General features: G+C 61.3%; 18 protein-coding genes. 10 read left to right on the forward strand and 8 right to left on the reverse strand.

The window, feature by feature from the left end; all coding sequences use genetic code 11:
- Positions 1-5 precede the first annotated feature (5 nt).
- The gene (gene dmeF / locus NTD85_RS17415) at positions 6-941 is read left to right on the forward strand and encodes a CDF family Co(II)/Ni(II) efflux transporter DmeF (RefSeq protein ID WP_262142782.1); all 936 of its coding nucleotides are present in this window, start codon (positions 6-8) and stop codon (positions 939-941) included.
- Here dmeF and NTD85_RS17420 read toward each other — a convergent pair.
- The gene (locus tag NTD85_RS17420) at positions 938-2,041 is read right to left on the reverse strand and encodes a cytochrome P450 (RefSeq protein WP_262142783.1); all 1,104 of its coding nucleotides are present in this window, start codon (positions 2,039-2,041) and stop codon (positions 938-940) included. The two genes, dmeF and NTD85_RS17420, sit on opposite strands and share 4 nt — an antisense overlap.
- Before the next feature lie 78 nt (positions 2,042-2,119).
- On the opposite strand from NTD85_RS17420, the gene NTD85_RS17425 reads away from it, so the two are divergent.
- The 3 genes from NTD85_RS17425 (at position 2,120) to NTD85_RS17435 (ending at position 5,064) form a co-directional block, all read left to right on the forward strand.
- Positions 2,120-2,878 (forward strand): ArsR/SmtB family transcription factor, encoded by a 759-nt coding sequence (locus NTD85_RS17425; protein ID WP_262142784.1) that lies wholly within the window; start codon positions 2,120-2,122, stop codon positions 2,876-2,878.
- Positions 2,879-3,025: 147 nt separating this feature from the next.
- Positions 3,026-4,246: a putative DNA modification/repair radical SAM protein gene (locus NTD85_RS17430; RefSeq protein ID WP_262142785.1), complete on the forward strand. Its 1,221-nt coding sequence runs from the start codon at positions 3,026-3,028 to the stop codon at positions 4,244-4,246.
- Complete coding sequence (locus tag NTD85_RS17435) at positions 4,243-5,064, forward strand: TIGR03915 family putative DNA repair protein (protein WP_262142786.1); 822 nt, start codon at positions 4,243-4,245, stop codon at positions 5,062-5,064. Before NTD85_RS17430 ends, NTD85_RS17435 begins: the two co-directional genes overlap by 4 nt.
- A 160-nt stretch (positions 5,065-5,224) precedes the next feature.
- On the opposite strand, the gene NTD85_RS17440 is transcribed toward NTD85_RS17435, so the two are convergent.
- The 5 genes from NTD85_RS17440 to NTD85_RS17460 all read right to left on the reverse strand — a co-directional run bounded on the left by NTD85_RS17440 (position 5,225) and on the right by NTD85_RS17460 (position 11,518).
- Positions 5,225-6,244 carry a branched-chain amino acid aminotransferase gene (locus NTD85_RS17440; protein ID WP_003223996.1) on the reverse strand — a complete coding sequence of 340 codons (1,020 nt, stop codon included), beginning with the start codon at positions 6,242-6,244 and terminating at the stop codon, positions 5,225-5,227.
- Positions 6,245-6,563: 319 nt separating this feature from the next.
- The gene (gene lpdA / locus NTD85_RS17445) at positions 6,564-7,937 is read right to left on the reverse strand and encodes a dihydrolipoyl dehydrogenase (RefSeq protein ID WP_262142787.1); all 1,374 of its coding nucleotides are present in this window, start codon (positions 7,935-7,937) and stop codon (positions 6,564-6,566) included.
- 4 nt (positions 7,938-7,941) lie between these two features.
- Positions 7,942-9,222, reverse strand: a complete 1,281-nt coding sequence (locus NTD85_RS17450; protein WP_262142788.1) for a dihydrolipoamide acetyltransferase family protein — start codon at positions 9,220-9,222, stop codon at positions 7,942-7,944.
- Entirely contained in the window at positions 9,223-10,281 is a 1,059-nt protein-coding gene (locus tag NTD85_RS17455; protein WP_003224000.1) for an alpha-ketoacid dehydrogenase subunit beta, read from the reverse strand.
- Between the two features lies 1 nt (position 10,282).
- A complete protein-coding gene (locus NTD85_RS17460) occupies positions 10,283-11,518 on the reverse strand; it encodes a 3-methyl-2-oxobutanoate dehydrogenase (2-methylpropanoyl-transferring) subunit alpha (protein WP_003224001.1) in 1,236 nt (411 codons plus the stop codon).
- A gap of 185 nt (positions 11,519-11,703) precedes the next feature.
- On the opposite strand from NTD85_RS17460, the gene bkdR reads away from it, so the two are divergent.
- Complete coding sequence (bkdR, locus tag NTD85_RS17465; RefSeq protein WP_016985245.1) at positions 11,704-12,192, forward strand: Bkd operon transcriptional regulator BkdR; 489 nt, start codon at positions 11,704-11,706, stop codon at positions 12,190-12,192.
- A gap of 3 nt (positions 12,193-12,195) precedes the next feature.
- Here the strand turns inward: bkdR and NTD85_RS17470 are convergent, their stop codons facing one another.
- Both NTD85_RS17470 and NTD85_RS17475 read right to left on the reverse strand, forming a co-directional pair.
- Positions 12,196-13,053, reverse strand: a complete 858-nt coding sequence (locus NTD85_RS17470; RefSeq protein WP_262142789.1) for a tyrosinase family protein — start codon at positions 13,051-13,053, stop codon at positions 12,196-12,198.
- Positions 13,054-13,179: 126 nt separating this feature from the next.
- A complete protein-coding gene (locus NTD85_RS17475; protein WP_262142790.1) occupies positions 13,180-14,043 on the reverse strand; it encodes an MBL fold metallo-hydrolase in 864 nt (287 codons plus the stop codon).
- Between the two features lie 91 nt (positions 14,044-14,134).
- Between NTD85_RS17475 and NTD85_RS17480 the strand changes: the two genes are divergently transcribed.
- From NTD85_RS17480 to NTD85_RS17500, 5 genes are all read left to right on the forward strand, one after another.
- A complete protein-coding gene (locus tag NTD85_RS17480; RefSeq protein WP_003224002.1) occupies positions 14,135-14,476 on the forward strand; it encodes an ArsR/SmtB family transcription factor in 342 nt (113 codons plus the stop codon).
- Between the two features lie 168 nt (positions 14,477-14,644).
- A complete protein-coding gene (locus NTD85_RS17485; RefSeq protein WP_262142791.1) occupies positions 14,645-15,889 on the forward strand; it encodes an FAD/NAD(P)-binding oxidoreductase in 1,245 nt (414 codons plus the stop codon).
- Between the two features lie 9 nt (positions 15,890-15,898).
- Positions 15,899-16,699: a sulfite exporter TauE/SafE family protein gene (locus NTD85_RS17490; RefSeq protein WP_262142792.1), complete on the forward strand. Its 801-nt coding sequence runs from the start codon at positions 15,899-15,901 to the stop codon at positions 16,697-16,699.
- 180 nt (positions 16,700-16,879) lie between these two features.
- Positions 16,880-18,535 (forward strand): MFS transporter, encoded by a 1,656-nt coding sequence (locus NTD85_RS17495; protein ID WP_003224008.1) that lies wholly within the window; start codon positions 16,880-16,882, stop codon positions 18,533-18,535.
- Positions 18,532-19,674, forward strand: a complete 1,143-nt coding sequence (locus NTD85_RS17500; protein WP_103484665.1) for an HlyD family secretion protein — start codon at positions 18,532-18,534, stop codon at positions 19,672-19,674. Before NTD85_RS17495 ends, NTD85_RS17500 begins: the two co-directional genes overlap by 4 nt.
- Positions 19,675-19,730 lie beyond the last annotated feature (56 nt).

Raw genomic sequence — 19,730 nt, forward strand, 5'->3', positions numbered from 1 at the left:
GCATCATGAGCCTGACCCCAAGCGCTGAGCGTTTCAGCCACGATCACCAGTTTCTCGGCGCGTCCCACGATGAAAACGCCCGCCGCACCTTGTGGGTGGTGGCGCTGACGTTTGTGATGATGATCGGCGAGATCGCCGCCGGTTACCTCACCGGTTCCATGGCTTTGCTGGCCGACGGTTTTCACATGGCAACGCATGCCGGGGCGTTGGGCATCGCCGCCGCAGCGTATGGTTTCGCCCGGCGCAACGCCAACAACCGTCGCTACAGTTTCGGCACCGGTAAGGTCGGCGATCTGGCCGGTTTTGCCTCGGCGATGGTGCTGGGGCTGGTGTCGCTGGGCATTGCCGGCGAATCGATTTTTCGATTGTTCGAACCGACCACTGTGGCGTTTGGCGAAGCAACCGTGATCGCGATTGTCGGGTTGGGCGTAAACGTCCTCAGCGCCTTCCTGCTGATGGGCCATCATGGCCACGACCATGGCCATCAGCATGATCACGCGCACGGCCACGATCATCACCACCATCACGACAACAACCTGCGCTCGGCCTACGTCCATGTACTGGCCGATGCCCTGACCTCGGTGCTGGCGATTGCCGCGTTGCTGGCCGGGCGCTATCTCGATTGGGTATGGCTGGATCCGGTAATGGGTATTGTCGGCTCGATTGTTATCGCGAAATGGGCCTACAACCTGATGCGCGACAGCGCCGCGGTGCTGCTCGACACCACCGACGAGCCGGTGGCAGCGGAGATCCGCGAGCTGCTGGAAACCTCGGACGATGTGCGCATCAGCGATCTGCATGTCTGGCAGGTCGGCCCGCAGGCGCGGGCGGCGATTGTCAGTGTGGTCGCGGCGGCGGGCGTGACGGTGGAGGCTATTCGCGAACGGCTGGCGCCGGTGCATGAGCTGTCGCACCTGACCATCGAGCTGCGCAACGCTTAAGGCTGCACCGCGCTGAACAGTGGAATCCGCCCATTGAGGGATGGGCGGTAATGCCACGTCAGTTGTTGCAGATTCACACCCTGATCAAGGATTTCTCTGACAGTCGCAGCGGCAATGCTCAACGCCAGCGTCTGCCCCGGACACTGATGCCGCCCGCTGCCAAAGCTGAAACTGCGCCGGTCAGGACGATCCAGCAGAAACCGCTCGGGCTCTGCATTCAACAAAGGATCGCGGTTGGCCGAGGCCAGCAGCACCAGAATCACCTCGCCAGCCTCGAGCCGCACGCCGTCGATCTCGAAAGTCTGCGCGACAAAGCGCCGTGTGTTCTGCACCGGCGAATCAAAGCGCTGAACCTCGGCCAACAGTGCGTCCACTGAAGCATCGCGCAATTCGGGCTGACGTCGCAGCGCAATCAGCGCATTGCCGATCAGCCCGGCAGTCGCTTCAAACGTCTGCGAACAGAGACCGATCAGGTTGGCGATCAGGGTTTCTTCGTCTCCTGCAAATCGCTGCTCGATAGCCTTGAGCAAAACGCTATCGGCTTCGGCCAGCAACTCGATGAAATAGCCGTGCAATTGCTCCGCCGCCGCATGCGCCGCCGCCAGTTGCAGGTCATTGCTCAGCGACGACAGGCAGGCGACGAAATCCGCGGTCAGCTCACTGATGGCGCGGCCCTGCGCCGGGGTGAAGCCGAGCAGCGCCGCGACCACGCACACCGGGCCGCGAAACATTGCCTTATATAAGCCATCGGCGTCCGCCGTCATCAATCGCGCCGCCACCAGCGTGCGTACCAGGTTGTCATCGATCAGCTGCAGCGCTGGTTCCACCGCAGAGCGTGGGCAGCGCTGACGTTCGCCATCGTTCATCCGCATCAACTGCCCGAACACCTTGCCGGCCATCCCCGAGGCAATCGCCTTGGGCACCGGCTCTTGCAGCGGTCGCACCCGACAGTCGGCATGCGTCAGCACTGCGCTCACCGCTCGGGCGCTGCTGGCGACCCACAGTTTCAATCCGTGATCAAAGGTCAGTCCGCCCTCGGCGCGCAGTTTGGCGTAGTAGGGATAGGGATCGGCATGCGTCGCAGCGATGATCGGGTCCATGGTTCACAGCCTTGTCGTCGGGAAAGTGATGCGAGTATCTTCAGTTCGCAGCGACGACGATTCGTCGGGGAGCGAAATATGCACGCAGAACATCAAGACATCGGCGTCTCGCAGGTGGCCGCCGCTATCGCCGAACCGGCACGCACGAAAATTCTCTGCTCGCTGATGGACGGCCACGCCCGCACCAGCACGGAATTGGCAGCCGTCGCCGAGGTCAGCGCCTCCACCGCCAGTGCGCACTTGGCCAAGCTCAAGGATCTGGCACTGGTGCGCTTGCATGTGCAGGGCCGCCATCGCTATTACAGCCTCGCCGATCAGCGCGTGGCCCAGGCGCTGGAAGCGTTGATGGTGATCGGCCAGAACGCCGCGCCGATCTTCAAACCGCACACCCCGGATCGCCTGCAATTCGCTCGCACCTGCTACGACCACATGGCCGGGACGCTCGCGGTGTTGCTGCACGACCGTATGCTTGAGGCGGGGTGGCTGGTGGAAACCGATGAGCGGGCTTATCGCTTGAGCGACAGTGGCGAGGCGTTGTTTGCGGGCTTGGGGATTGAGGTGCAGGACTTGAGCACCTTGCGCCGCAAGTTTGCCTGCCCGTGCCTGGACTGGAGCATGCGCCGGCCGCATCTGGGTGGTTCACTAGGGGCGGCGCTGTTGCAAATGGCGTTGAAGCGCAAGTGGGTGACGCAGGATCTGGACAGTCGGGCGCTGGCGCTCACCGTGGCGGGGCGAAAGGAAATGGGTAAGCGGTTTGGTCTTGAGTTGCCTTTAGACGCGAAGATCAAAAGATCGCAGCCTGCGGCAGCTCCTACAGTAATCGCGTACACCCGATAATTCTCGACCCTGCCCAATCCCTGTAGGAGCTGCCGCAGGCTGCGATCCTTTGATCTTAAGCTTCTGCCCGACGAGGTGCGCTTCTACCACCTTGTAACCCCGAGCTTGGACCTATACTGTATATCCACACAGTAAAGAGCCCGCGCCATGCAAATCATCGACAAGCTCAGCATTCTCGCCGACGCCGCCAAGTACGACGCCTCCTGCGCCAGCAGCGGTGCGCCCAAGCGCAGCTCCGAGGGCAAGAGCGGGTTGGGCTCGACCGACGGCATGGGCATCTGCCACAGCTATACGCCGGACGGCCGTTGCGTATCGTTGCTGAAAATCCTCCTGACCAACTTCTGCCTCTACGACTGCCAGTATTGCGTCAACCGCCGCTCCAGCGATGTACCGCGTGCACGCTTCACCCCCGAGGAAGTGGTGACGTTGACCATGGATTTCTACCGACGCAACTGCGTCAGCGGACTGTTTCTCAGCTCCGGGATCATCCGCTCGGCGGACTACACCATGGAGCAACTGGTGCGTGTGGCGAAGCTGCTGCGCGAAGAGCATGAGTTTCGCGGCTACATTCACCTCAAGACCATTCCCGAGGCCGATCCGGCATTGATCGAGGAGGCCGGACGGTACGCCGATCGCCTCAGCGTCAATATCGAACTGCCTACCGATGCCAGCCTGCAAACCCTGGCCCCGGAGAAACACATCGGCTCGATCAAGCAGGCGATGCACACCATCTACACCGGCGAGCAGACCGTGCTCAACGAGCCACGCTCGGCGAAATTTGCCCCGGCCGGGCAGAGCACGCAGATGATCGTCGGCGCCGATGACACCGACGACAGCACGATCCTGCATGGCGCCCAGGCCTTGTACGGCAATTTCCGCCTGCGCCGGGTTTACTATTCGGCATTCAGCCCGATTCCCGACAGCCCGAAAAGCGTGCCATTGGCCGCGCCACCGCTGATGCGCGAGCACCGTTTGTATCAGGCCGACTTCCTTTTGCGCAGTTACGGCTACAGCGCCGATGAGCTGCTCAAAGGCCCTGGTAATCTGGCGCTGGATATCGATCCGAAGCTGGCCTGGGCACTGCAGAATCGCGAAGTGTTTCCGCTGGATCTGAATCGCGCCGAACCGGCGCTGATCGCGCGCATTCCCGGCATCGGCCTGCGCACCACCGAGCGTTTGGTGCAATTGCGCCAGCAACGGCGCATCCGCTATGAGGACGTGGCGCGCATGCGCTGTGTGTTGGCCAAAGCCAAGCCGTTCATCATCACCAGCGACTACCACCCACAACAGGCCGAAGTCACCAGCCAGATGCTCTACCAGCAATTGCGCGACCGGCCGCAGCCACAGCAGATGGGGTTGTGGGGATGATCAATCTCGATTGCGACGACCTGTTCGACACCTGGCGCCAGCAGGCGCGCTGGCTGCTCAGCCATGAAGTCGACCCGAGTCTGGTGAGTTGGGCGTCGGAAGGGGTGAGCGATCTGTTTGCCAGTGACGTACATGTCCCGGAGGGGCAGGGGCCGTTTCAGGCACGCATCCCCCGTGCATTGCTCGACACCCTGGAACAAGCTGCACGCTACCGGGGCGACCAGCGCTGGAGTCTGTTGTATGAAGTGCTGTGGCGAGTCAGCCATGGTGATCGCACGGCGATGATGGCTGGCGACAAACTCGGCAGCGAGCTGCAGCGGCGGATCAAGCAAGTGCAGCGCGAAGCCCACCATTTGCATGCGTTCGTGCGTTTCATCGAACGCCCGCAGGATCAGCCAGGCCCGCAATATGTGGCGTGGCACGAACCGGCCCACGACATCCTGCACAGCGCCAGCGAACATTTCATCGGGCGCATGGGCCGGCATCGCTGGTTGATCGCCACGCCGCGCGATGGCGTGTATTACGACGGCGAACAACTACTCCATCAGCGCCAATGCCCGGTGGAATGGCAGCAACTGGCGCAGAACATTGATGACCCGCACGGCGAGTTGTGGCTGACCTATTACAGCCACATCTTCAACCCGGCGCGCTTGAACGAGAAAGTCATGCAGGGACACTTGCCGGTACGGTTCTGGAAGAATCTGCCGGAAGGGGAGTTGATTCCCGGGCTGATTACCCAGGCGCGCACGGGCAAGCAGCAGAACGGACAGGCTAGCGGGATTGCCGCGCGAGCCGGCAAGCGAATTGCGTTGAAATAGAAAATCAAAAGATCGCAGCCTTCGGCAGCTCCTACATGGGTATCGCATTCCATCTGTAGGAGCTGCCGAAGGCTGCGATCTTTTGATCTTTATCATCACTACGAAAAAGCCCCCCATCAATCACTTGATGGGGGGCTTTTGTGCATCAGCGGCCGTCAGATCAAACCTTGACGATCCAGCCCGCAGGCGCTTCGATGTCGCCGGTCTGCACGCCAGTCAGCTCTTTGTAGAGCTTCTGGGTGACCGGGCCGACTTCGGTTTCGCTGTGGAACACGTGCAGGTGGTCGTTGTAGCTGATCCCGCCGATCGGCGTGATCACCGCAGCGGTACCGCAAGCACCGGCCTCCTTGAAGTCCGACAGCTTGTCGATCAGCACGTCGCCTTCCACCACTTCCAGGCCCAGACGGGTTTTCGCCAGTTCGATCAGCGACAGGCGGGTGATGCCCGGCAGCACGGATGGCGAGTTCGGAGTGATGAACTTGTTGTCGTGGGTGATCCCGAAGAAGTTGGCGGAACCGACTTCCTCGATCTTCTTGTGGGTCAGCGGATCCAGGTAGATGGCGTCAGCGAAGTGCGCTTTCTTGGCTTGGGAGCCCGGCATCAGGCTGGCGGCGTAGTTGCCACCGACCTTGGCCGCACCGGTGCCTTGTGGGGCGGCGCGGTCGAAGCTGGAAATCTGGAAGTTGTGCGGCGTCAGGCCGCCCTTGAAGTAGGCGCCGACCGGAATCGCGAACACCGAGAAGATGAACTCCGGCGCGGTACGCACACCGATGTTGTCACCCACACCGATCACGAACGGACGCAGGTACAGCGCGCCGCCGGTGCCGTATGGCGGGATGAAGCGCTCGTTGGCGCGAACCACTTCCTTGCACGCTTCGATGAACTGCTCGGTCGACACGTGCGGCATCAGCAGGCGAGCGCAGCTGCGTTGCATGCGAGCGGCGTTCTGGTCGGGACGGAACAGGTTGATCGAGCCGTCCTTGCAACGATAAGCCTTCAGACCTTCGAAGCACTGCTGGCCATAGTGAAGGGCAGTCGAGCCTTCGCTGATGTGCAGCACGTTGTCTTCGGTCAGGGTGCCTTTGTCCCACTCGCCATTGCGAAAGTACGACAGATAGCGTTTGTCGGTCTTGATGTAGTCAAAACCCAGCTTGTCCCAATTGATGCTTTCGTTACCCATGACACCCTCTATCACTGAACAACCGTCGAAACGGTTCAAGGCTTCTGACGTTTTTTTGGATGGGCACAACAATACTTCATTCTTGAGCGGTTTCGCAGCCCGGACGATGGAGGGATGGCAAAAATAGTAGCTTGCTTACTAAACCCCCTTCATTCCTGCATGTTTCACCTCTTTTGTGGCGAGGGAGCTTGCTCCCGCTCCAGTGCGCAGCACTGGTAAAACCGGACACCGCGGTGCTTCAGGTGCACAGGGGTGACTGGGTTTGGGGCCGCTTCGCAGCCCAGCGGGAGCAAGCTCCCTCGCCACAGGGGTTCAGCGTTTACAGGTGCAACGCATGCCCCAAAGCACGCAGCGCTGCTTCCTGCACCGCTTCACCCAAGGTTGGATGCGCATGAATGGTGCCGCCGATGTCTTCCAGCCGCGCGCCCATTTCCAGGCTTTGCGCGAACGCGGTCGACAACTCTGATACGCCAACCCCGACCGCCTGCCAGCCGACAATCACATGATTGTCGCGACGCGCGACCACGCGCACGAAGCCGCTTTTCGATTCCAGGGTCATCGCCCGGCCATTGGCGGCGAACGGGAAGCTTGAGACGATGCAGTCCAGCCCCGCAGCCTTGGCCTCGTCCGGGGTCTGGCCGACCACCACCAGTTCCGGGTCGGTGAAGCACACGGCGGCGATGGCGGTCGGGTTGAATTCGCGGTGCTTGCCGCTGATCAGCTCGGCGACCATTTCACCCTGAGCCATGGCGCGGTGCGCGAGCATCGGTTCGCCGCTCAGGTCGCCGATGGCGTAGACGTTGCGCATGCTGGTCTGGCAGCGGCTGTCGACCTTGATCGCCGAGCCGTTCATGTCCAGGTTCAGCGCTTCAAGGTTCCAGCCCTGCGTATTGGGTTTGCGCCCCACCGCCACCAGCACCTGATCGGTTTCCAGATTCAGGATGTCGCCGTTCGGCTCACGCACCTGCAAGGTGCCGTCGAAACCCAGCACGCTGTGCTTGAGATAAAGCTTCACGCCCAGTTGCTTCAGTGCTTCGTGTACTGGCTGGGTCAGTTCGGCGTCGTAGGCCGGCAGGATACGATCCTGCGCCTCGACCACACTGACCTCGGCGCCGAGCTTGCGGTAAGCAATGCCCAGCTCCAGACCGATATAACCGCCGCCCACCACCACCAGGCGTTTTGGCACGGACTTCGGCGCCAGTGCTTCGGTGGAGGAAATGATCGGCCCGCCGATCGGCAGGATCGGCAGGTTGACGCTGGTCGAACCGGTGGCCAGCACCAGATGCTCACACTGGATGCGCGTGTCGCCGACCTCGACGGTTTTGCCGTCAACCACCTTGGCCCAGCCATGGATGACCTGAACCTTGTTCTTTTTCAGCAACGCGGCGACGCCGGTGGTCAGGCGATCAACGATGCCGTCCTTCCACTCGACGCTCTTGCTGATGTCGAGGGTTGGTGCCGAGACGCTGATCCCCAGCGCCGAATGTTCGCTGTGATGGCGGGTCTGGTGGAACTGCTCGGCCACGTGAATCAACGCTTTCGATGGAATGCAGCCGATGTTCAGGCAAGTGCCGCCCAGCGATTGGCCTTCGACCAGAATCGTCGAAATGCCCAGTTGTCCGGCGCGTATTGCCGTGACGTAACCGCCGGGACCACCGCCGATGATCAGCAGCGTGGTGTTCAAGGTTTGCATGGCATCACTCCACAAACAGAGTCGCGGGTTGTTCGAGCAGACCACGGATGGCCTGGATGAAGAGCGCCGCGTCCATGCCGTCGACCACGCGGTGATCGAAGGAGCTGGAGAGGTTCATCATCTTGCGGATCACCACCTGGCCTTTGACGACCATTGGGCGTTCGACGATTTTGTTTACGCCGACGATCGCCACTTCCGGCAGGTTCAGCACTGGCGTGCTGACGATGCCGCCCAGAGCTCCGAGGCTGGTCAGGGTGATGGTCGAGCCGGACAGTTCGTCGCGGCTGGCCTTGCCATTGCGTGCGGCGTTAGCCAGACGCGAGATCTCGGCGGCGCTGTCCCACAGGCTTCGCGCTTCGGCGTGACGCACCACCGGTACCATCAGGCCAACATCGCTTTGTGTGGCGACGCCGACATGCACCGCGCCGAGGCGGGTAATCACCTGGGCTTCGTCGTCGTAACGCGCGTTCATCTGCGGGAAGTCGCGCAGGGCCACGACCAGTGCGCGGACGAGGAACGGCAGCAGGGTCAACTTGCCACGGCTGGCGCCGTGTTTTTCATTGAGGTGCGCGCGCAGTTCTTCAATCGCGGTGACGTCGATTTCCTCGACGTAGCTGAAATGCGCGGCACGCTGCGTGGCGTCCTGCATACGCTGGGCGATCTTGCGGCGCATGCCGATTACCGGAATCTGCTCCTCATCGTGACGCTGGGCGTACGCGGCAGCTGCCGGCGCCGAAGCGTTCGTTTGACCCTGGGCCAGATAAGCGTCGAGGTCTTCGTGCAGCACGCGACCGGCCGGGCCGGTGCCGCGTACCAGACGTAATTGAATGCCCAGATCCAGCGCATGTTTGCGCACGGCCGGCGAGGCCAGCGGACGTTCATCGGCTTCACGGGCAACCATCGGGCCCTGACAAACCGGTGCGGAGCGCGGTGCAGCAGCGGCAGCAGGTTTGCTCTCGACTACCGCTTCAACTTTCGCTGCAACAGGGGGCTCTTTCGCGGCAACAGGTGCTGGCGCGGCGGACTCTTTCAAGTTGCCGGCACCTTCTACTTCGATGCTGATCAGCACACTGCCGACCGCCATCACTTCACCCGGCTGACCGCCGAGCGCAATCACCTTGCCGTGTACCGGCGATGGAATATCGACCATCGCCTTGTCGGTCATCACATCCGCCAGCACCTGATCTTCAACCACCAGGTCGCCGACCTTGACGTGCCACTGCGACAGTTCTACTTCTGCGATGCCTTCGCCGATGTCCGGCATCTTGATAACGTGCGTGCCCATTCAGACCTCCATGACCCGTTTCAACGCCGCGCCCACTCGGGACGGCCCTGGGAAATACGCCCACTCTTGCGCGTGCGGGTAGGGGGTGTCCCAACCGGTGACGCGTTCGATTGGCGCTTCCAGGTGATGGAAGCAATGCTCTTGCACCAGCGACACCAGTTCGGCGCCGAAACCGCAGGTACGGGTGGCTTCGTGGACCACCACGCAGCGACCGGTTTTCTTCACCGACTTGACGATGGTTTCCAGGTCCAGCGGCCACAGGCTGCGCAGGTCGATGACTTCGGCGTCAACACCGGATTCTTCAGCGGCGACTTGCGAGACGTACACGGTGGTGCCGTAGGTCAGCACGGTCACGTCCTTGCCCGGACGGGTGATTGCGGCAACGTCCAGCGGCACGGTGTAGTACCCGTCCGGCACCTGGGCCTGCGGGTGTTTCGACCACGGGGTTACCGGACGGTCGTGGTGGCCGTCGAACGGGCCGTTGTAAAGGCGTTTCGGCTCAAGGAAGATCACCGGGTCATCGTTTTCGATGGAGGCGATCAGCAGGCCTTTGGCGTCATACGGATTGGATGGCATGACGGTGCGCAGACCGCAGACCTGAGTGAACATCGCCTCAATGCTCTGGCTGTGGGTCTGGCCGCCGTAGATCCCGCCGCCGCAGGGCATGCGCAGGGTCATCGGCGCGGTGAACTCGCCGGCCGAGCGATAACGCAGACGCGCCGCTTCGGAAATGATCTGGTCGGAAGCCGGGTAGACGTAGTCGGCGAACTGAATCTCGGCGACCGGACGCAGGCCATAGGCACCCATGCCCACGGCCACGCCGACGATGCCGCTTTCGGAGATTGGCGCGTCGAACACCCGCGAGGTGCCGTACTTGGTCTGCAGGCCTTCGGTGCAACGGAACACGCCGCCGAAGTAGCCGACGTCCTGACCGAACACCACCACATTGTCGTCACGCTCAAGCATCACATCCATGGCCGAGCGCAGGGCCTGGATCATGGTCATGGTGGTCGTGGTCATGGCGGTTTCCAACTGAATATTGTTGTTGTGATCGTTCATGTCAGATCCCCAACTGCTGACGCTGGCGCTTCAAGTGCTCCGGCATCTCTTTGTAGACGTCTTCGAACATGGTCGCGGCGCTTGGAATCTGCCCGCCGGCGAGGGTGCCGTACTGTTCGGCCTGTTTCTGCGCGGCAATCACTTCGGCTTCGAGTTCGGCGCTGACGGCGGCGTGCTCTTCTTCCGACCAGTGGCCGACCTTGATCAGGTGCTGCTTCAGGCGGGCAATCGGGTCGCCCAGCGGGAAGTGGCTCCAGTCATCGGCAGGACGGTATTTCGACGGATCGTCGGAGGTCGAGTGCGGGCCGGCGCGGTAGGTGACCCATTCGATCATGGTCGGACCGAGGTTGCGTCGGGCGCGCTCGGCAGCCCAGGCGGAAGCGGCGTAGACCGCGTAAAAGTCGTTGCCGTCGACCCGCAGCGAGGCGATGCCGCAACCGACGCCGCGTCCGGCGAAAGTGGTGGCTTCACCGCCGGCGATGGCCTGGAAGGTCGAGATCGCCCACTGGTTGTTGACCACGTTGAGGATCACTGGCGCGCGGTAAACGTGAGCGAAGGTGAGGGCGGTGTGGAAGTCCGATTCGGCGGTGGCGCCGTCACCGATCCACGCCGAGGCGATTTTGGTATCGCCTTTGATCGCCGAAGCCATGCCCCAGCCGACGGCCTGAATGAATTGGGTCGCGAGGTTGCCGGAGATGGTGAAGAAACCGGCGTCCTTGACCGAGTACATGATCGGCAACTGCCGGCCCTTGAGCGGATCACGCTCGTTGGACAGCAGTTGGCAGATCAGGTCGACCAGCGGCACTTCGCGGGCCATCAGAATGCTTTGCTGACGGTAGGTCGGGAAGCACATGTCGTCGATGTTCAAGGCCAGGGCCTGGGCGCTGCCGATGGCTTCCTCGCCGAGGCTCTGCATGTAGAACGACATTTTTTTCTGCCGCTGGGCGACCACCATGCGGTTGTCGTAAATCCGCGTCTTGAGCATGGCGCGCATGCCCTTGCGCAGGATCTCGACCGGCACGTTTTCAGCCCAGGGGCCGAGGGCGTTGCCCTGATCGTCGAGCACACGAATCAGCCCACGCGCCAGGTCGGCGGTGTCGGCGGGTTCTACATCAATGGAAGGTTTGCGCACCGTGCCGGCATCGGTCAGATGCAGGTAGGAGAAGTCGGTTTTGCAGCCTGGGCGGCCCGAGGGTTCAGGGACGTGCAGACGCAGCGGTTCATACGCTTGGGTCATGGCTTCTACGCTCGATCTTGTGAATTTCTTGTAGTGAGCTGGCAATCATTCTTGGGTGAAAGAAATCTTGTCCTACAACAATCATAGGCCCGGCCAAGAAGAATATTTCTCTCTGTTTCGTTGCGCTGGAGACGATTTGCAGATAGAAATTCTGCATAAACATAAAAAACAGGTGGTTTTGTCTCATGCGCAAACTGGACCGTACCGACATCGGCATTCTCAACAGCCTTCAGGAGAACGCGCGCATCACCAACGCCGACCTCGCGCGCTCGGTGAATCTGTCGCCAACACCGTGTTTCAACCGGGTCAAGGCGATGGAAGAATTAGGCCTGATTCGCGAGCAGGTGACGCTGCTGGATGCCGATCTGCTGGGCCTGCACGTGAACGTGTTCATTCATGTGAGCCTGGAGAAACAGGTCGAGGAAGCGTTGCAGCATTTCGAAGAGGCGATCTCCGACCGCCCCGAGGTCATGGAGTGTTACCTGATGGCCGGCGACCCGGACTATCTGATCCGGGTGCTGGTGCCGACCATTCAGTCGCTGGAGCGGTTCATGATGGACTTTCTGACCAAGGTGCCGGGGGTGGCGAACATCCGCTCAAGCTTTGCGCTCAAGCAGGTGCGCTACAAGACGGCACTGCCGTTGCCGGCGAATGGGTTGACGTTGGGCAGTTGAGCGTCATATCTCGTCGTAACGGTAGTCGAGTTCACTGGTGTAGAGGGTTTGTTGAACGGTATAGGTTTCTGCCCAGGGCGGCGGTTCATTGACTGGGTGGAAAACCAGCAGCGTGTCGCTCATGTCCGGCAAGCCAGCCGCGCTGGTAAACCCCGGTGTGGTGGGATGTTGATGTTTCCAGCGCTCCCACAACAGGTCGAGATAACAGTGGTGCAGGAAGAATATCGGGTCGTTGGGAGAGGTAGCTTGCGCCATGCTGCCACCTATCCAGGCATGTACCGGATTGTGCAGTTCGCTTTCCGAGACGTTCTCCCAGCCATTTTGTTCCAGCCAGTAAGGCGTCCTGTTGAGCGTGGCGATGACCTGCAGCGGCGTGGGCAGCGCGCCGGATGCTCCAAGGTTGCGGAGAATGCCGGGGTTACCCGTGCCTTCGTCCCAGACCTTTACAACAAATTGGGACTGCTCATTGGAAAACGGGCCACTGGTGACGCGCTGTTCTTGCAGGCCGTCGCCGTTTGAACCCATGAAATTCGAGGTGAAAGGGTTGTCGGCCCCGGTCAGTTGCCAGTTCCAGTAAGGCAGGGTGATGCCCGGATCATTGGCGGCGAGCTGCAGAGCCCGCTCGAACTGACGGAGCAGGATTCGATGCCACGGATAGAACAGGGGACTTTGATGCGGATTGGGAATGAGCGGATTGCCGAGCCCCATCGAATGTTTGTGGATCTGGACAAAATCATCGTAACGGCTTTGCTCGCCGGGTCGCAGCACGCTGTCGACGTTGTTTTTCAGGATCAGGATGGCGTTGATGAACGCGGATTTCTGTTGCGGGGTCATGTCTCGGTGATTGCGACGAATATCCATATTGCGAAAAGCTCCATTGAATGTTTGCCCAATGGAGTTTGATCGCTGGCAGGATTTTCACCAGTTCATCGCTATCGCCAGCGTTCGTAGGAAAAATAATCCTGTAGCCGTGCGAGGGATTTTTTCCTATAGGGAATTGATCGGAATCTTCAGGTAAACCACACCATTGTCCTCGGCCGCCGGAAAATTCCCCGCCCGTACATTCACCTGAATCGCCGGCAGCAACAGTGTCGGCATGCCTAGCCCGGCATCGCGTTTGGTACGCATCTCGACAAACGCCGCCTCATCGATTCCGTCATGCACATGAATATTGCTCCTGCGCTGCTCACCGACGGTGGTCTGGCATTGCACGGCGCGGCCTTCGGGCGGGTAGTCGTGGCAGACGTAGAGTTTGACGCTGGCGGGGAAGGCCAGCAGTTTGTGGATCGAATTGAACAGTTGATGCGCGTTGCCGCCGGGGAAGTCGCAGCGGGCGGTGCCGACGTCAGGCATGAACAGCGTGTCGCCGACCAGAATCTGTTCGCCATCGATCAGGTAGGCCATGTCCGCCGGGGTGTGGCCGGGGACGTGCAGGGCGGTGGCCTTGAGGTTGCCGATCATGAACGACTCGTTCGGCGCAAACAGGTGATCGAACTGCGAGCCGTCGACGCAGAATTCCGGTTCCAGATTGAATAGCGCCTTGAACACGTTCTGCACTTTGCTGATCGACTGGCCGATCGCGATCCTGCCGCCGAGTTCGCGGCGCAGGTACGGCGCGGCGGACAGGTGATCGGCGTGGGCGTGGGTTTCCAGCAGCCATTGCACCTGCAAGCGGTGTTCACGGACGAAAGCGATGATTTTGTCGGCCTGCACCGTGCAGGTGCGCCCGGCGGCGCCGTCGTAATCGAGTACCGGATCGACGATTGCACACTGCCCGCCATCGGCTTCATAGACCACATAGCTGTAGGTCGAGGAGGCGGGGTCGAGGAAAGCTTCAATCTGCGCGGGCATGGACACCAACCTGAACAAGGGAAATGGGTTGCAACACTTTATCTAAAAACATAATGTTCGCAGCTTAAGTGACGTTGAAGGCATCGTGCAAATGCAATCCAGTCTGACCGAATGTGAAGTCGCCCAATTGCGGGCGTCCGCCTCCAAGGCCTGTGCGCTGCTCAAGGCGCTGGCCAATGAGGATCGCCTGTTGATCCTGTGCCAGTTGACTCAGGGCGAGCGCAACGTCGGCGAGCTGGAAAAAATGACCGGCGTGCGCCAACCGACGCTGTCCCAGCAACTGGGCATCCTGCGCGATGAAGGCCTGGTGGCGACTCGTCGCGAAGGCAAATACATCTTTTACGGTCTGGCCAGTCCTGAAGTGATTCAGGTGATGAAAACCCTCTCCGGGCTGTATTGCGGGGCGGTGCTCAAGAGCTGGGGTCATCCATAAATGTCAGCTAACACCTCCATCCCCTGTGGGAGCGGGCTTGCTCGCGAAGGCGTCGTATCAGTCGACATTAATGTTGAATGATCTACCGTTTTCGCGAGCAAGCCCGCTCCCACATTGGTTTTATGTGAAGGCCAAGAAATCCTTGCGTGCAGCAATAAGGAACAAGCAATGAACGATCAACACTGGGGCCCATCCATCAGTGCCGATATCGTGGTCATCGGCGGCGGCACCGCCGGCATCGGCTTCGTCGCCAGTCTGCTCAAGCGTGATCCCACTCTGAAAATTACCGTGATCGAGCCAAGCGCCCAGCATTACTATCAACCGGCGTGGACGCTGGTCGGCGGTGGCGCCTATGACGTCAAGGACACCGCACGACCGATGGGCCAGGTGATGCCGCGTCAGGCCACCTGGATTCAAGCGGCGGTGACTGCGGTTGATCCCGACACACGTCAACTCACCCTCAACGATCAACGCCGCGTCAGCTACCAGAACCTGATCGTCTGTCCCGGCTTGCGTCTGGCCTGGGAGAAGATCGAAGGCTTGCAGGAAAGCCTCGGCCAGCACGGCGTGACGTCCAACTACAGCTATCAGCATTCGCAGTACACCTGGGATCAGGTGCAGAAACTGCGCGGCGGTAAAGCACTGTTCACCCAGCCGGCTATGCCGATCAAATGCGCCGGGGCACCGCAGAAGGCGTTGTACCTGTCGTGCGATCACTGGCGCAAAACCGGCGTGCTGAACAACATTGACGTCGAATTCAACCTGGCCGGCGCGGCGCTGTTCGGTGTCGCGACCTTCGTGCCGCCACTGATGAAGTACATCGAAAAGTACAACGCGCAACTGGCCTTCAACAGCAATCTGGTCAAGGTCGACGGCCCGGCGAAAACCGCGTGGTTCGAGATCAAGGACGCTGACGGCAACGTCACCACACAGGCGAAAAGCTTCGATCTGCTGCATGTCGTGCCGCCGCAGGTCTCGCCGGATTTCATCGCTCAGAGCTTGTTGGCCGACGCTGGCGGCTGGTGCGAAGTGAACCCGCACAGCCTGCAGCATCTGCGTTACCCGGAAGTGTTCGCCATTGGCGACATCTGCGGCACCAGCAACGCGAAAACCGCGGCGGCCGTGCGCAAGCAGGTTGTGGTGGTCGCGGAAAACCTCTTGGCGCTGCGCAAGCAAAAGCCTATGCCGCTGAAGTACGACGGCTACGGTTCCTGCCCGCTGACGGTGGAGAAGGGCAAGGTGATCCTCGCCGAGTTCGGCTACGGCGGGAAGTTGCTGCCGACCTTCGCGCTCGATGCGACCGTACCGCGCCGCTCGGCGTGGTTTCTCAAGGCGACGCTGCTGCCGTGGTTCTACTGGAACGGCATGCTCAAGGGCCGCGAGTGGCTGACCGGTCTGTCCAAGGTTGACTGAGTAAATCCTATGTTGCTGGCAAGTCTGTTTGGCGTGTTGATGGGGTTGATTCTCGGGCTCACCGGGGCGGGCGGCGGGATTCTCGCGGTGCCGGCGCTGGTGCTGGGCCTTGGCTGGACGATGACGCAAGCGGCGCCGGTCGCATTGTTTGCGGTCGGCAGTGCGGCGGCGGTCGGGGCGATTGATGGCTTGCGCCATGGGCTGGTGCGCTATCGCGCAGCGCTGCTGATTGCGGCGCTCGGTGCGGTGTTTTCGCCGGTGGGGATTTATTTCGCGCACCAGTTGCCTGAGAAGATTCTGATGATCCTCTTCAGCCTGCTGATGGTCATGGTCGCTTGGCGCATGCTGCGCCGTGAGCGTCAGCACGAAGGGCTGAGCGATCACGGCCACGCGAGCTGGGGCCAGAAAAACTGCATGCTGAATGAAGAGACCGGGCGTTTCGACTGGACCGCCAAATGCACCGCGACACTGGCGGCATTGGGCGCGGTCACGGGCGTGGTGTCGGGACTGCTCGGCGTCGGCGGTGGCTTCCTGATCGTCCCGGCGTTCAAGCAACTGACCGACGTGCAGATGCGCGGCATCGTTGCGACGTCGTTAATGGTGATCAGCCTGATTTCGGCGATCGGGGTGATCGGCGCGTTTCATGCCGGAGTGCGCATCGACAGCCTTGGCGTGGCGTTCATCATCGCCAGTATTGTCGGCATGATCATCGGCCGCAAACTCTGCGCCCGGGTTCCGGCGCGGGCGTTGCAGGTGGGCTTTGCCAGTGTGTGCCTGGTGGTCGCGGCTTACATGATGCTGCGCGCCTGACACAAAACTCCCGGCCCGACATTTGACCCTGTAGGAGTGAGCCTGCTCGCGATCGCGGTTTAGTATTCAACATTGATGCTGACTGACACTGCGCTATCGCGAGCAGGCTCACTCCTACAGGGGATGTGTGTTTTGTCGTTGATTGCGGCAAACTCAGACATCCCCAAACAAGGCCTTTCAATGGATCGATACGCCCCGCGCAACTGGCAGCCACACGAGAAGCCCAGTCTGCCCGGTTCCCCCTCGACGCCGCTGCACTCCAACCCCAAGCGCCTGGCCTATGCGCTGGTCGGGTTGCTGGTGGCGGTGACCGGTGGTCTGGGCAACTCGCTGGTGGTCGCCAACCTGCCTTACCTGCAAGGCGCGCTGGGCGCGACTACGGCGGAGATGGCCTGGCTGCCGGCCGCCTACGTGATGACCAACGTGTCGATGAACCTGCTGCTGGTGAAGTTTCGTCAGCAGTTCGGCCTGCGTGCATTCACTGAAGTGTTTCTGGTGCTGTATGCGCTGGTGACCTTCGGCCACCTGTTCGTCAACGACTTGAGCTCGGCCATCGCGGTGCGTGCGGCGCACGGGATGGTCGGTGCGGCACTGAGTTCGCTGGGTCTGTATTACATGATCCAGGCGTTTCCGGCCAAGTGGCGGCTGAAGGCGTTGGTGCTCGGGCTCGGCGCCTCGCAACTGGCTTTGCCGCTGGCGCGCTTGTTCTCCGAGGACTTGCTGCAGATTGCCGAATGGCGCGGCTTGTACCTGTTCGAATTGGGCATGGCTTTGCTGTCGCTGGGCTGCGTGCTGTTGCTCAAGTTGCCGCCCGGTGACCGCTTCAAGACCTTCGAACCGCTGGATTTTCTCACCTTCGCGATTCTCGCCAGCGGCGTGGCACTGCTTTGCGCGGTGTTGTCGCTGGGGCGGATCGATTGGTGGCTGGAGGCCAACTGGATCGGTTATGCGCTGGCGGCCTCGATTGCCCTGATCCTCGCGGGCCTGGCGATCGAGCACAATCGCAGCAACCCGATGCTGATGACCCGTTGGCTCGGCAGTGGCACGATGATCCGCCTGGCGCTGGCGGTGACCCTGATTCGCATGGTGACCTCGGAGCAGTCCACCGGCGCCGTCGGTTTCATGCAGAACCTCAACATGGGTTATGAGCAGTTGCACAGCCTGTACGTGGTGATGCTGATCGGCAGCGTTGCCGGGCTGGCGACCAGCGCGCTGACCATCGATCCCAAGCACCTGCTGATGCCGCTGATCATCTCGCTGGCGCTGATGGCGACCGGTTCGGTGATGGACAGTTTTTCCAATAACCTGACCCGCCCGGCGAACCTGTATTTCAGTCAGTTCCTGCTGGCCTTCGGCAGCACGTTTTTCCTTGGCCCGACCATGGTTTTCGGCACGCGCAACGTGCTGACCAACCCGCGCAACCTGGTGAGTTTTTCGGTGTTGTTCGGGATCTGCAACAACCTCGGCGGCTTGCTCGGCGCGGCGTTGTTGGGCACGTTCCAGATCGTGCGCGAGAAATTCCACTCCAGTCATCTGGTCGAGCACCTGACGTTGTCCGATCCGCTGGTGGCTGCCCGCGTGCAGAGCGGCGGTTCGGCCTATGGCTCCTTGCTGGCCGACCCGAGCCTGCGCAATCTGGCCGGGATTCGTAGTCTGTCCAACGCGGCGACCCGCGAAGCCAATGTACTGGCCTATAACGATGTGTTCATGCTGATCGCCGTGATTGCGGTGCTGACCATGATCTGGCTGTCCATTCGTGCGCTGTGGCTGATGAGCACCACCAAAGCCGTCGACCCAGCGCCTTCCGTACCTCCTAGCGGTGCCTCCAATTCATGACCGAACCGACCACCACAACCACCAATGCCATCGCCGCCACCCCGGAAGGCGTGGCGCCGCCGTCCTCGCCGAACACCGAGCCACGCTCGTTGCGGGTGCGGGTCATCTCGTCGCTGGGCTTTGCCGCGATTGCCATCGTCGGCGTGCTGATCGTGCTGTACGCCTGGCAGTTGCCGCCGTTCAGCAGCGCGGTCGAGACCACCGAAAACGCTTTGGTGCGCGGCCAAGTGACGATCATCGGCCCGCAACTCAGCGGTTACGTGTTTGAAGTGCCGGTGCAGGACTTCCAGTACGTGAAGGCCGGCGATTTGCTGGTGCGCCTGGACGACCGGATTTATCAGCAGCACCTCGACCAGGCACTGGCGCAACTGGCAGTGCAGAAAGCCTCGCTGGCCAATGTGGTGCAGCAACGCAACAGCGCCGAAGCGACGATCAAGCTGCGGCAGGCCGTGGTGGCCGACAGCGAAGCGCAGTTGCGCAAAAGCGAGGCGGATCTGCGCCGTAACAAGGAGCTGGTGAGCGACGGTTCGGTGTCCAAGCGCGAAATGGACGTGGCCCTGGCGGCCAACGCGCAGGGCATAGCGGCGGTGGCGCAGGCCAAGGCCAATCTGGAAATCGCCCGGCAGGATCTGCAAACGGTGATCGTCAATCGCGGCTCGCTGGAAGCGGCAGTTGCCAGCGCTGAAGCGGCGGTGCAACTGGCGCGAATCGATTTGTCGAACACCCGCATCGTCGCCCCGCGTGACGGCCAGCTCGGGCAGATCGGCGTGCGCCTGGGCGCTTACGTCAACTCCGGGGCGCAGTTGATGGCGTTGGTGCCGAACCAGAAATGGGTGATCGCCAACATGAAGGAAACCCAGATGGACAACGTGCGGGTCGGGCAGCCGGTGCGCTTCACCGTCGATGCACTGAACCACCGCAGATTCACCGGCCATGTGCAGCACATCTCACCGGCCACAGGCTCTGAATTCGCGTTGTTGCAGGCAGACAATGCCACCGGCAACTTCGTGAAAATCGCCCAGCGAGTGCCGGTGCGGATCACCATTGATGAGGGCCAGCAGGAAGAGGAACGCCTGCGACCGGGGATGTCGGTGGTGGTCAGCATCGATACTGCAGCGGGCGACACCCAACCGCATTGACCTCCACAGATCAAAATGTGGGAGCGGGGGGGGGGGGGCGCGGCGCCGGGGGGGGG

The sequence above is a fragment of the Pseudomonas sp. 13B_3.2_Bac1 genome (genome assembly GCF_025466205.1).
Taxonomy (GTDB): Bacteria; Pseudomonadota; Gammaproteobacteria; order Pseudomonadales; family Pseudomonadaceae; genus Aquipseudomonas; species Aquipseudomonas fluorescens_H.